We start from the raw sequence: 12,371 nt of genomic DNA, 5'->3' as shown, positions 1-12,371 counted from the left end.
TCGGGGATCACGCGACGGCCCCCGTCCGGACGCGGGGGTCGAGGACCCCGTACATCACGTCCGAGGCCATGCCGGCGAGCAGCACCGCCGCGGCCGCCACGCAGTTCACGGCCGCGACCGCGTTGACGTCGCCCCGGGTCACCGAGTCGATCAGCCACTCCCCCACCCCGTGCCAGCCGAAGAGCTTCTCGGTGAACATGCCGCCCAGCAGGAGCAGGCCGGAGGTGTAGGCGAAGTAGGTGGTCATGGGGATCAGCGCCGTGCGGAGGCCGTGCCGCAGGAGCGCGTCGCGGCGGCGCAGCCCCTTGGCCCTGGCGGTGCGGACGAAGTCGGCCTGCAGGACGTCCAGCATCATGCTGCGCTGGTAGCGGCTGTAGAGGGCGAACTGGGCGAGCGCGATGGTGGCGGTGGGCAGGAGCAGGTGGCGGACGCGGTCCCCGAGGCCGCCCAAGGCGCCGAACGGCCCGTCCGAGGCGCCGGGCGTGGTCTCGCCGACCCACTCGAAGACGCGCAAGCCCGTCGCCTGGTTGGTCCTGCTCGCGACGATCTGCAGGAGGACCGCGAGCACGAACACGGGGACGGCCAGCACGAGGTAGGACAGGAAGGTGACGAGCAGGTCGGCGGCCCGGCCCCGCCTCACCGCCGCGTAGGCACCGGCCAGGACGCCCAGCGCACTGCCCAGGACGGCTCCGAGCACGAGCAGCCTGAGGCTGACGCCAAGGCGGCGCCACAGCTCGGCGTTGACGGGCTCGCCCTGCCACGTCCGGCCGAAGTCCCCGCGCGCCAGCCCCGCGACCCAGGTTCCGTAGCGCTCGGCCAGGGGCGTGCGGTCGTTGAGGTTGAACCGGGTGAGCTGCGCGTCGACCACGGCCTCCGGCGGACGCGGCGCGCGGCCCTCGTAGTTGGCGCGCGGCGTGAGCGCGGCGGCGGCGAGCAGGTACGCGAGGCTCGCGGCGAGAACGACCAGCACGGCGTAGTTCGCCAGCCGGCGTAGCAGGAACGCCGCCATGTCACCCCTCCCGGCGCGTGCAGCAGTCACAGAATGCTACTGATCACTCACGCGACGCGCGGAGAAACGCCGGGGCACTCCCGTTCCGGGTACGACTTCGGCGCCACTGAACCGTGGCGGATCGGTCCGCGAAGCAGACCCGTCCGCCATATCCCGGGGGATCTACCCGGCCATAGCGGGCGCTCGCTCAGGTACGGGACGTTCCTCGGTACGGCGCCGGAGCGCGCCGACCGCCAGCAGCGCCAGCCCGGCGGCGGCCCACGCCGCCAAGACGGTGAGCGCGCGCGCCGCCCCCGCGCCGTCGAAGAACGACGTGGACCTGATCAGCGTCACCGCCGCGCCCGGCGGGAGGAACTGGCCGATCTCCCCCCATGGCTGCGGCAGCAGTTCCGGCGCCGACGACGCGGCCGACAGGGGGTTGCCGAGCAGCAGCATGAGCAGACCGCCGGCGCCGATGCCCGCCCGGCCGAGGGCGGCGGCCAGCCCGGCGACGGTGCCCGCCACCGCGAGGATGGACAGCGCCAGGACCCCGGCGAGCGTCAGGTAGGACCCGGGCAGCAGCGACAGCCAGCCCTGCGCGAGCGCGGCGACGCCGAACCCGCCGAGCACCGCGAACAGGACCACTCCGGCGGCCCGCCACGCCACGGCCCGGATCGCGAACGTGAGCAGCACGGCCGCGGCCAGGCCGGACATGATCAGCGGCAGCACGAGGGCACCGAACCCTGTGCCGCGCGGATCGTCGGAGTCCGCCGCCACCACGTCCTGGACGGCCGCTCCCCGGGCGCCCTGGGGCCCGGTCAGCTTCTCGGCGAGCGCCCCGAGCTGCTGCGCGACCATCGGCGACGCGGCCGACGCGGTGAGGACGCGGGGACCGGCCGGTGTCGTGACGATGGCCCCGTACGCCTCGCGGTCGGTCAGCGCTTCGCGCGCGGCGGCCTCGTCCCGGCGCGTCTCGACGGCGAAGGCGCCGGGCCGCTCGTGCTCCAGGCGGTCGGCGACGGCGGACGCCTGCGGCCCGGTCACGACGATCGGCACGTCGCGCGGCCCCGTCCGGGCCACCGGCCAGGCGAAGGCGGTGATCATGATCAGTTGCAGCAGGGCCGCGCCGACGGCGACGCCGAGGACGCGTGAGGGGAGCGACGATCGCATGGCCGCCTCCAAAAAATCGGATGTCCGTTCTCTTTTATGCGGCCAGCGTGGCACCGGCGTCGCGGCCTTGTCAAGAACGGACGTTCGTTTTATATTGCTGCCATGCCGCGAGTCAGCGAGGAGCACCTGGAGCGGCGCCGGCGGCAGATCCTCGACGCGGCCCGCGCCTGCTTCATCCGCAAGGGCATACACGAGACGTCCATGCAGGACGTCTTCGCCGCGTCCGGGCTCTCGGCCGGAGCCGTCTACCGCTACTACAAGAGCAAGAGCGACATCATCGAGGCCGTCGCCTCCACCGTGGTCGGCGACCTGCTCACGTTCTTCGCCGACCTCGCCCGGCGCGACCCGCTCCTTCCGCTGGACGTCATGGTGGAGGAGCTCGCCACCAAGGTCGTCTCCCTCTCCGGCGAGGACGGCCCGCTGCGCCTGGCGCCCCAGGCGTGGGGCCTGGCCATGCACGACGAGCAGCTCGGCCGCTACATCCGGGAGTCCATCGAGGCCATGCGGGAGACCTGGATGTTCTACGCGGGCCGCCTCGTGGACGCCGGGCTGCTGCCTCCGGAGACCGACGTGGAGGCGGTCGCCAAGACGCTGTTCGGGCTCATGCCCGGGTTCGTCCTGCAACGGCTCGTCATGGGTGATGTCACCCCGGAGATCTTGCGAAGCGGCATACGGTCGCTCTCCCGCGACAGCACACTCACCCTCCTCGCCTAACCTGAGGCCACCGCGTCCCGGGCGGGTCTGGACGGCGCCCCATGCCGACCAGCGCGGGGTGACCCACGGGAGTGGTGTGCGCGTCTTCTGTGAACGCTGTGCTCGCCAGGGCCCACATGGGCGTCATACGGCTGAAGTGCGTCGTTCGCTCTAGGGGTGTGCCCATGTCCGCTGCCGTGTCCGGTGTGACGCGGGTCTCACCATGCCCGGCCGGCGCCGGCGGTGCTCCGAACCCGCCCCTGTATGAGCTCGGGAGGCGCCGCCCGCGTCGCTCGGCCGGGCGCCGGACGGGCCGGGTGCGCGGGGGGCGGGGCGATTTCGCGCCCATCGCCCCTGACCTGCGCGTTCGGTGCCATCATCCGGTTCCCGTGGTTACCATCGCGAAACGCGCGCGCGAGCCGCGACGAAGACAGTGTCGACAGCACCGGGTCCCGGTGTCCTGAGGCGGACGCCCTTATGACCCCAGGACAGGAAGCAGGACGCTTTAACATTTCATTACTTTTGGTTCGGGAGCGGCGATGCAGACGGTGGAACACGACCGGGGGGCGGGACGCGCGGCGTTCCTGCTCGCCCTGGCGGCGGTCCTGCTCGTCACCGCGTCCCTGATGCTCGGCACCTGGGTGCCCGCGGACCGGCGCCTCGTCTGGTGGCACCCCGAGATCGTGATCGGGCTGTTCTGGACGCCCGCGGCCGCGACCCTGCTGCGGCACCGCCCCGGGCTGAGGGTCGGCTGGCTCATGCTCGGGTCCGGCGTCAGCGCGGCGGTGTACATCCTGGTGCTCAACCTCGGCCCGTGGATGGAGCTGCACGGCCTGGCGGGCGCCGGGTTCGTGAAGTGGCTCGGGACGTGGCTGTGGGCGATCGACACGTTCGCGCTGACCCTCGTGCTGCCGCTGATCTTCCCGGACGGGCGGCTGGTGTCGCGCTGGTTCCGGCCCGTCCTGGTGATGGCCTGCCTGGTCCCCGTCGTGGTCTGCGCGCACCTCACCGTCGACCCGGACGCGCGGCGCTTCCACAACGGCGTCTCGGTCTACCCCTTCCAGGAGATCCCGGTCCCGATCAGCGCGTTCATCATCGCGACGCTGGTGGGTGGGCTGGTGTCGGTCGTCGCGCGGTTCGTCCGGTCGCCACCGGACGTGCGGCGGCAGATCGCCTGGGTCGTCTATCCCGGCGTGCTCGCCGAGGCGATCATCTACGTGGGCGAGAACAGCCCGATCGGCGACCCGCTCCGCAACATCACGATCGCCGCCGTCCCGATCTGCATCGCGATCGCCATCACCCGCTACCGGCTCTACGACATCGACCTGGTGGTCAGCCGGACGCTGGTCTACGCCGGGCTCGTCGTGGTGATCACCGGCGTGTACTTCGCGCTGGTCGGGACCGCGAGCCTGCTGGCGCACGGCCGGGGCACCCTCGCCGGGCTGGCCGGCGCGATCGCGGCCGGGGCGGTGTTCGAGCCCGTCCGGCGGCGCCTCCAGCGCACGGTGGACAGCCTCATCCACGGCGAGCGCGACCCCTACCGGATCGCCGACCGGCTCAACCGGCGGCTCCAGACCGCCGCCGACCCGGGCGCGGCGCTCGCGGTCGCCGCCGAGGTCGCCCGCTCGGCCCTGCACGCCACCGGCGTCATGATCGAGGTGCTGGACCGCGACGGCCGCACGATCTCCGCCGAGGACGGCGAGCTCGGCGACCGCCCCCAGCTCATCCCGCTGGTGTGGCACGGCGAGCCGGTCGGGCGGCTGCTGTTCGGCGTCCTGCGCCCGCCCGACGCTCGGCTGTCGGGCATCCTCGCCCGCAACCTGGCCGAGCTGGCGAACGCGGCGCGGCTGGCGGCCGACGTGCAGCGCTCCCGGGAGCGCATCCTGCGCACGCGCGAGGAGGAGCGCCGCCGCCTGCGCCGCGACCTGCACGACGGGCTCGGGCCCACGCTGGCCAGCCTCGCCATGACGGTGGACGCGGCGCGCATCACGATGCGGTCCGACCCCGAGGCGGCGGACGCGCTGCTGGAGAACCTGCGCGCGACGATGGGACGCACCATCGGCGACATCCGCGACCTGGTGTACGGGCTCCGCCCCCCGGCTCTGGACGACCTCGGCCTGGCCGGGGCCATCCAGGCGCTGGGCGGCGTCGTCGCGACCGGGGACGGCCCCCAGGTGGACGTCCACGTCGAGGGCGACCTGGACCGGCTGCCGGCCGCAGCCGAGGTCGCCGCCTACCGGATCGTGCAGGAGGCCCTCACCAACGTGCACCGGCATGCGAAGGCCGACTGCGCGGAGGTCCACCTGTATCTGAACGGCGATCTGCACGTGAGCGTGGACGACGACGGGGTGGGGTTGCCTCCGCGCGTGCGTTCAGGGGTCGGCATGTCGTCCATGCGAGAGCGCGCGGCCGAACTGGGCGGGTCCTGCACGGTCGGGCCGGGCCCCAAGGGCGGCACCATCGTCCGCGCCCGGCTGCCTGTGAACGGGACCCATTCCTAGCGCTCCGCCAGGAGGGCCGAACCCGGGAGATCCTCCACCGGGCCGCCACCCGGTGGGAGGGCCGGTGACCGCCCCCCGCCAAGAAGGTCGCCACCGGCCCTCGGGCTCCGTACGGCGTCGGGGCTCCCATCCCGGTCCGTACGGGCCATTCACCAGAGGGTGTGCATGAAGAACATTATGCCGCATGGGTCCCGGTGGAGAGGGACCGTTGTCCTGTTCGATCCGGGACCTTCATTGACTAGTAAAATCCGCTGGTCGGGCAGCGTTTGTCAGGGGTCGGTCAGAGAGGTGTCAAAGCCAGCCCCGACGGGTCTCCCCCTCGGCGACGAGCACGGCGGGGCCGCTGAGGACGCTCGTCCCGTGACCCAGGGTCACGGTCACCCGGCCGCCCGGTACGTCCACGGTCCAATCCCCCTGGGGCGGAGCGGCCTCTTCAGGCGATCCGTCCGCGTGAAGGGCGGTCGCGGCGGCCAGGGCCACCGCCACGGTGCCGGTGCCGCAGGAGCGAGTCTCACCGGACCCCCGCTCGTACACGCGCATCTCCACGTGCCGCTCCCCGACGCCGCGGAAGAACTCGACGTTCACGCCGTCCGGGAAGGCCGCCGGATCGAAACCCGGGGCGCGGGACAGGTCGAGCCCCGCGATCGGGCCGTCCACCGCGCACGCCAGATGGGGGTTCCCCACGGAGACGCGCTTGCCCTGGAAGACCTCGCCCCCGACGGACGCCTCGCTCCACCCGAGCAGCCGCGGCGGACCCATGTCCACGGACACGTCGCCGGACGCCCCCAGCCTGACGCGCCGGAGCCCCCCGCGCGTGGCCAGGTTCCACTCCCCGGGCGGGGCGAGCCCCGCGTCCACCAGGTAGCGGGCGAAGACGCGCGCGCCGTTGCCGCACATCTCGGCGACGCCGCCGTCGGCGTTGCGGTAGTCCATGAACCACTCGGCGTCCCCGGCGAGGTCCTCGGGAAGATCCGTGGCCTTCGTCCGGACGACGCGCAGGACGCCGTCGGCGCCGATCCCGGCACGCCGGTCGCACAGCCGCACCACGGCCTCGGCGGTGAGGTCCAGGGCGCCGTCCGGGTCGGGCAGGATCACGAAGTCGTTCTCGGTGCCGTGCCCCTTTACGAACCGCATCCCTCGATCGTATTACGCCGCCCGTAATCCCCGTGCCGCGCTAGGTCACCGACCGCTCACCGGACGAGGCGGAGGGCGCGCCCCAGCAGGTCGGGGTCGTCATAGGGCAGCCAGTGGACGCGCGGGTCCCGGCGGAACCACGACTCCTGACGCCGGGCGAAGCGCCGCGTCGTCCGGATGGTGTCGGCCTTGGCCTGCTCCTCCGTGCACTCCCCCGCCAGGAACCGGAGCACCTGGGCGTAGCCGAGGGCCCGGCCCGCGGTCAGCCCGTCCCGGAGGCCCCGCTTCTCCAGACCCCGCACCTCGTCGACGAGCCCCGCGTCCCACATGCGCTCCACCCGGAGGGCGATCCGCTCGTCCAGCTCGTCGCGCGGCACGGCCAGCCCTATCTGCGTCACCGACCCGTAGCGGTACCGGTGCTCGGGCATGGTGGCGCTGAAAGGGCGCCCGGAGATCTCGATGACCTCCAGGGCGCGGACGATGCGGCGCCCGTTGCTGGGCAGGATCGCCTCCGCCGCCACCGGGTCGGACCGGCGCAGCCGCTCATGCAGGGCGGCCGCGCCCACCTCGGAGAGCTCGCCTTCCAGACGCGCCCGCACGCGCGGGTCCGTCCCGGGGAACTCCAGGTGGTCGAGGGCGGCGCGCACGTACAGCCCCGAGCCGCCGACGAGCACGGGGAGCCGGCCGCGGGCGCGCACCCGCGCGACGGCGTCCTCGCAGAGCCGCTGGTACTCGGCGACGCTGGCGGTCACCGTCACGTCCCACACGTCCAGGAGGTGGTGGGGGACGCCGCGCATCTCGTCCGGGGCCAGCTTGGCGGTGCCGATGTCCATGCCGCGGTACAGCTGCATCGAGTCGGCGTTGACCGCCTCCCCGCCGAGCGCGAGCGCCAGGCCCACGGCGAGGTCGGACTTGCCGGCGGCGGTCGCCCCGACGACCGCGATCACATCTGGAGAGGTCACAGGCTTGATTGTGGCAACAGAACGGGTATAGGCGGGTTGTACGGGTGCCGTGCGCACCAGCGCGGCGCCGTCGAGACGAGGGAATCCGGGGGGTTCGCGAATGTCCATCGTCGACAAGGTCAAGCAGATGCTCGGCCAGCACTCCGACCAGGCGAGGAAGACCGTCGACAAGGGCGGGGACATGATCGACCGGAAGACCGGCGGCAAGCACTCCGACAAGATCGACAGGGCCCAGGAGAAGGCCGGGGACTACATCGACAGGAACGACGAGGGCGGTCCGTCCGGCGGCGCGCCGGGCGGCGGACAGCCCGCCTAGCCGTCCGCTAGACGGCCCTCGACCAGCTCGCGACGAGGTAGCCCACTCCGTAGGGGGCCTCATCCGCGAGCAGGTCGCCCGCCATATGCCCCCGCGCGCCGAACGGCTCGCGCTCCTGAAGGCCGTGCGTCCGGCGGCCGGGGGCGGCGCCCGCCGCGCCGGCGAGCACCTGCCACGCCGCGCGCCCGGCCGCCTGGAGCTCCCGGGACACCCCGGCGTCCAACGCGGCCAGGGCCACGGCGTCGGCCTTCGCGAGCGCGCTCGCCACGGACGCGTCGTAGGCCGCGGCGCGCTCGTCCAGATACCCGGGCGCCTTCTCCGAACGGCACGCCGACGCGTCGCCCATCACCAGGAGCGCCACCCGCTCGGCCGACCCCGCGAGGCGGCGGCCGAGGGCCAGGCAGTCCTCGGGGGGCGCGTCGAACGCGACGGCCTCGTAGCGGGCGCCGTCGCCGGCGTCCTCCCGCCTCAGGAGCCAGTGCCCGATCGACAGCGACAGCGGCAGCGGCTCCGCGGCGGCCTCCGCAGGCCCGGTGGGGCTCGTCCAGTCCAGACCGTAGGGGCGGAGCGTCGCGAGCGCGGACGGTCCGTAGGCGCGCGTCTCGGGCGCCCCGCCGACCACCACGAGCGCGTCGACCTCGGGCGCGCGCAGGCGCGGCGGCCTGAGCGACGCGTCGGCGTACCCGGCGCCGAGGCGCCGGACGGCCTCACCGCACGCGGCGCGCACCGCGTCCAGCTCCGGCGCGGCCTCCCCCGCCATGGCGGGCACGAGGACGGGCGGATGCGGGCACACCGCAGCCGAGACCAGCACGCTGCCTCCTCCAGACCGATCCCGGCCTCTTTCGACCCAGCCCCGCCTAGACGAGCGCCACCGACGCTGGGATGGACTCCACCCCACCATGCCGACGCCCCATGTCAGTGGATGGAACAGCCCGGCGCGGCCGGGGCGGACGCCGCCGGGCGCCCGACCGAGGGCATTCCCAGCGAGACGCCCTTCCGCGCCTCGTCCGCCTTGCCCTGGCGCGCCTCCCACGCGTCGCCCGCGCGGGTCCGGCGGACGCCCCGCACGGGGTTGTCCGCGACGAGGTGGTGCGGCGCCGCGTAGGTGACCTCGACCGTGACCATGTCCCCGGGCCGCACCGGCTCCTCCGGCGCCCGGAAGTGGACGAGCCGGTTGTCGGCCGCGCGCCCCGACAGGCGGCGGGTCGCGCCGTCCTTGCGTCCCTCCCCCTCCGCCACGAGGACCTCCAGCGTGCGGCCGGACTGCTTCTTGTTCTCCGCCCAGGAGATCTCCTCCTGGAGGGCGACCAGCCGCTCGTACCGCTCCTGGACGACCTCCTTGGGCAGTTGCCCGTCCATGGTGGCGGCGGGGGTTCCGGGACGCTTGGAGTACTGGAAGGTGAACGCGGAGGAGAAGCGCGCCTCGCGCACGACGTGCAGGGTCTGCTCGAAGTCCGCCTCGGTCTCGCCGGGGAAGCCGACGATGATGTCGGTGGTGACCGCCGCGTCCGGGATCGCGGCCCGCACCTTGTCGATGATGCCGAGGTAGCGCTCCTGCCGGTAGGAGCGGCGCATGCTCCGCAGCACCGCGTCCGAGCCGGACTGCAACGGCATGTGCAGCGACGGCATCACGTTCGGCGTCTCGGCCATGGCGGCGATGACGTCGTCGGTGAAGTCCTTGGGGTGCGGCGAGGTGAACCGGACGCGCTCCAGCCCCTCGACGCCGCCGCACGCGCGCAGCAGCCCGGCGAACGCGGACTGCCCGCCGGCCGTCATCGCCCGGACGTCGCCGGGCGCCGCCGAGAGCGCGCCGAAGCCCGAACCGTAGGCGTTGACGTTCTGCCCCAGCAGGGTGACCTCAAGGACGCCCTCGGCCACCAGCGCCTCGACCTCGGCGAGGATCTCCCCGGGGCGGCGGTCCTTCTCCTTGCCGCGCAGCGACGGCACGATGCAGAAGGTGCACGTGTTGTTGCACCCGACCGAGATGGACACCCACGCCGCATACGGCGACTCGCGCCGGGTGGGCAGCGTCGAGGGGAAGGTCACCAGCGACTCTTCTATCTCGACCTGCGCCTCGCTGTTCACCCGCGAGCGCTCCAGCAGCGCGGGCAGCGAACCGATGTTGTGGGTGCCGAACACGACGTCCACCCAGGGGGCGCGCTTGACGATGGTGTCGCGGTCCTTCTGCGCGAGGCACCCGCCGACGGCGATCTGCATGCCCGGCCGGCCGTCCTTGACCGGGCGCAGGTGGCCGAGGTTGCCGTACAGGCGGTTGTCGGCGTTCTCCCGCACAGCGCAGGTGTTGAACACCACCACGTCGGGTTCGCCGTCGCCGGCGCGGACGTATCCGGCCGACTCCAGCAGACCGGACAGGCGCTCGGAGTCGTGGACGTTCATCTGGCACCCGTAGGTACGGATCTCGTACGTGCGGGGGCCCATCTCGATAGGCGCACTCATGACAGTCACCAAGGGTACGCGTCAGGCCCCACCGGACAGGCCCGCGATACGGGACCGGCCGCCCTCGGCAACGCGCCGGCGACCCCGTCCGGCGTCCAAGATCACCGGCAGGTTACCGGCGGGTCACAGATCGGCCGACGCGCCGCGTCCGGGCCCCGCGGTCCCCTGCCCGCGGGCCCTCGCATCCCCTTGCCGACATGGGTTTTCGTGATCGTATCGGTACCGCTCGGAGGCTTTCCGCCCGGCGCGGATGACGTAAAGTCCGAGCGCATGACAGGCAGCGAAGGCGCGCCCGACCCCACCGCGGGAGACGGGCCGGATGACCTCGTCCCGGAGCGATCCGCCGCGGGCTCCGGGCCCCTCGTCGTAGTCGAGCACGTCGACAAGCACTTCGGCGAGCTGCACGTCCTCAAGGACATCAACCTCACCGTGAACCGCGGCGAGGTCGTGGTCGTCATCGGCCCCTCCGGCGGCGGCAAGTCGACCCTCTGCCGGTCGATCAACCGGCTGGAGCCCATCGACGGCGGCTCGATCCTCGTGGACGGCAAGGAGCTGCCCCAGGAGGGCAAGGAGCTGGCCAGGCTCCGCGCGGACGTCGGCATGGTGTTCCAGTCGTTCAACCTGTTCGCCCACAAGACGATCCTGGAGAACGTCACGCTCGGGCCCATCAAGGTCCGCAAGCGGAGCAAGCAGGAGGCGGAGAAGCACGCGATGGAGCTGCTGGACCGGGTCGGCATCGCCAACCAGGCCCAGAAGTACCCCGCGCAGCTCTCCGGGGGGCAGCAGCAGCGCGCCGCCATCGCGCGCTCCCTCGCCATGAAGCCCAAGGTGATGCTGTTCGACGAGCCCACCTCGGCGCTCGACCCCGAGATGGTCAACGAGGTCCTGGACGTGATGACCGGGCTGGCCCGGGACGGCATGACGATGATCGTGGTCACCCACGAGATGGGCTTCGCGCGCCGGGCGGCGCAGAAGGTCGTGTTCATGGCGGACGGCCAGATCGTGGAGGAGAACACGCCCGACGAGTTCTTCACCAACGCGCGCACCGAGCGCGCGAAGGACTTCCTTTCCAAGATCCTCACGCACTGAGCCACGGGGCTCCGGCACGAAAGCAGAGGTGGACGAGCAGTGCGAGCACGTCGTATCGGCGCTCTCATCGGCGCGGGGCTGGCACTGTCGCTGGCGCTCGGCGCCTGCGGCAGCGACAAGGAGAAGACCGAGGCCAAGTCGGTCGCGCAGAAGGCCAAGGACGACAAGAAGCTGACCATCGGCATCAAGTTCGACCAGCCCGCGCTGGGCCTGAAGAAGCCGGACGGCTCCTACGACGGCTTCGACGTGGACGTCGCCAGGTACGTGGCGCAGAAGCTGGGCGTGCCGGCGAACGGCATCACCTTCAAGGAGACGACCTCCGCCAACCGCGAGTCGTTCCTGGGAGGCGGCCAGGTCGACCTGGTGTTCGCGACGTACTCCATCACCCAGGCCCGCAAGGCCCAGGTGACCTTCGGCGGCCCCTACTACGTCGCCCACCAGGACACGATGGTCCGCGCGAACGACAGCGCCATCAAGAAGCCGCAGGACCTCAAGGGCAAGAAGCTGTGCAAGGCCTCCGGGTCGAACTCCTTCCGCCGCATCACCGAGGGCCCGCCGGACGGCCAGCTCGCCATCAAGGGCGTGAACCTGGTCGAGGCGTCCAGCTACTCCGACTGCGCCGCCAAGCTCAAGAACGGCGCGGTCGACGCGGTCAGCACCGACGACCTGATCCTGGCCGGCTTCGCCAACCAGCAGAAGGGCGCGTTCAAGGTCATCAACGCCCCGTTCACCGACGAGAAGTACGGCGTCGGCATCAAGAAGGGCGACAAGGAGACCTGCGAGGCGGTCAACAACGCCATCACGCAGATGTACTCCGACGGCACCGCCAAGACCCTCCTTGAGAAGCACTTCGCCGGAACGGGGCTGAAGTTCGCCACGACCGCCCCGCAGCCGGAAGGGTGCGCCTGATCCGAGGCTGACCCCGTTGTGCGCGCGCGTCCAGTCCGTCCGCAGTTCGCGCACGGCCAGACCGTGACGGGCTCGCCCAGCCGGGCGACCGCCGTCTCGGCGGTCCGCTCCGGCTCCCGGCCCCGCCCGCCGGAGCCCTCCGTCCCCGCGCC

11 protein-coding genes are annotated in these 12,371 nt (G+C 72.5%); 5 read left to right on the top strand and 6 right to left on the bottom strand.

Annotation, left to right across the window (positions count from 1 at the left end; all coding sequences use genetic code 11):
- Window positions 1-7: 7 nt before the first annotated feature.
- Together KLI87_RS15030 and KLI87_RS15025 are read right to left on the bottom strand one after the other, a co-directional pair.
- Entirely contained in the window at window positions 8-1,009 is a 1,002-nt protein-coding gene (locus KLI87_RS15030; protein ID WP_214617594.1) for an ABC transporter permease, read from the bottom strand.
- A 162-nt stretch (window positions 1,010-1,171) separates the two neighbouring features.
- Window positions 1,172-2,158, bottom strand: a complete 987-nt coding sequence (locus KLI87_RS15025; protein WP_214617593.1) for a hypothetical protein — start codon at window positions 2,156-2,158, stop codon at window positions 1,172-1,174.
- A gap of 102 nt (window positions 2,159-2,260) precedes the next feature.
- On the opposite strand from KLI87_RS15025, the gene KLI87_RS15020 reads away from it, so the two are divergent.
- Complete coding sequence (locus KLI87_RS15020) at window positions 2,261-2,872, top strand: TetR/AcrR family transcriptional regulator (RefSeq protein WP_214617592.1); 612 nt, start codon at window positions 2,261-2,263, stop codon at window positions 2,870-2,872.
- A 518-nt stretch (window positions 2,873-3,390) separates the two neighbouring features.
- Window positions 3,391-5,352 carry a sensor histidine kinase gene (locus tag KLI87_RS15015; RefSeq protein ID WP_156219264.1) on the top strand — a complete coding sequence of 654 codons (1,962 nt, stop codon included), beginning with the start codon at window positions 3,391-3,393 and terminating at the stop codon, window positions 5,350-5,352.
- 291 nt (window positions 5,353-5,643) lie between these two features.
- Here KLI87_RS15015 and dapF read toward each other — a convergent pair whose 3' ends face one another.
- Together dapF and miaA are read right to left on the bottom strand one after the other, a co-directional pair.
- On the bottom strand, window positions 5,644-6,486 hold the full coding sequence (gene dapF / locus KLI87_RS15010; protein ID WP_214617591.1) for a diaminopimelate epimerase: 843 nt from the start codon (window positions 6,484-6,486) through the stop codon (window positions 5,644-5,646).
- Between the two features lie 56 nt (window positions 6,487-6,542).
- Window positions 6,543-7,433: a tRNA (adenosine(37)-N6)-dimethylallyltransferase MiaA gene (gene miaA / locus KLI87_RS15005; protein WP_308166071.1), complete on the bottom strand. Its 891-nt coding sequence runs from the start codon at window positions 7,431-7,433 to the stop codon at window positions 6,543-6,545.
- Between the two features lie 115 nt (window positions 7,434-7,548).
- Here miaA and KLI87_RS15000 point away from each other — a divergent pair, with 115 nt between their 5' ends.
- Window positions 7,549-7,764 carry an antitoxin gene (locus tag KLI87_RS15000; protein WP_156219261.1) on the top strand — a complete coding sequence of 72 codons (216 nt, stop codon included), beginning with the start codon at window positions 7,549-7,551 and terminating at the stop codon, window positions 7,762-7,764.
- A 7-nt stretch (window positions 7,765-7,771) separates the two neighbouring features.
- Here KLI87_RS15000 and KLI87_RS14995 read toward each other — a convergent pair whose 3' ends face one another.
- Together KLI87_RS14995 and miaB are read right to left on the bottom strand one after the other, a co-directional pair.
- The gene (locus KLI87_RS14995) at window positions 7,772-8,575 is read right to left on the bottom strand and encodes a hypothetical protein (protein WP_214617589.1); all 804 of its coding nucleotides are present in this window, start codon (window positions 8,573-8,575) and stop codon (window positions 7,772-7,774) included.
- Between the two features lie 104 nt (window positions 8,576-8,679).
- Window positions 8,680-10,221 carry a tRNA (N6-isopentenyl adenosine(37)-C2)-methylthiotransferase MiaB gene (gene miaB, locus KLI87_RS14990; RefSeq protein WP_250903904.1) on the bottom strand — a complete coding sequence of 514 codons (1,542 nt, stop codon included), beginning with the start codon at window positions 10,219-10,221 and terminating at the stop codon, window positions 8,680-8,682.
- Window positions 10,222-10,491: 270 nt separating this feature from the next.
- Here miaB and KLI87_RS14985 point away from each other — a divergent pair, with 270 nt between their 5' ends.
- Together KLI87_RS14985 and KLI87_RS14980 are read left to right on the top strand one after the other, a co-directional pair.
- The gene (locus KLI87_RS14985) at window positions 10,492-11,310 is read left to right on the top strand and encodes an amino acid ABC transporter ATP-binding protein (protein ID WP_156219259.1); all 819 of its coding nucleotides are present in this window, start codon (window positions 10,492-10,494) and stop codon (window positions 11,308-11,310) included.
- A 39-nt stretch (window positions 11,311-11,349) separates the two neighbouring features.
- Entirely contained in the window at window positions 11,350-12,219 is an 870-nt protein-coding gene (locus KLI87_RS14980) for a glutamate ABC transporter substrate-binding protein (protein WP_214617588.1), read from the top strand.
- Window positions 12,220-12,371: the final 152 nt, after the last annotated feature.

The organism is Actinomadura sp. NEAU-AAG7, from assembly GCF_018603865.1.
GTDB classification, from domain to species: domain Bacteria; phylum Actinomycetota; class Actinomycetes; order Streptosporangiales; family Streptosporangiaceae; genus Spirillospora; species Spirillospora litoris.
Note: the sequence above shows the minus strand (reverse complement) of the source record. Positions and strands in the feature narration are given on the sequence as shown.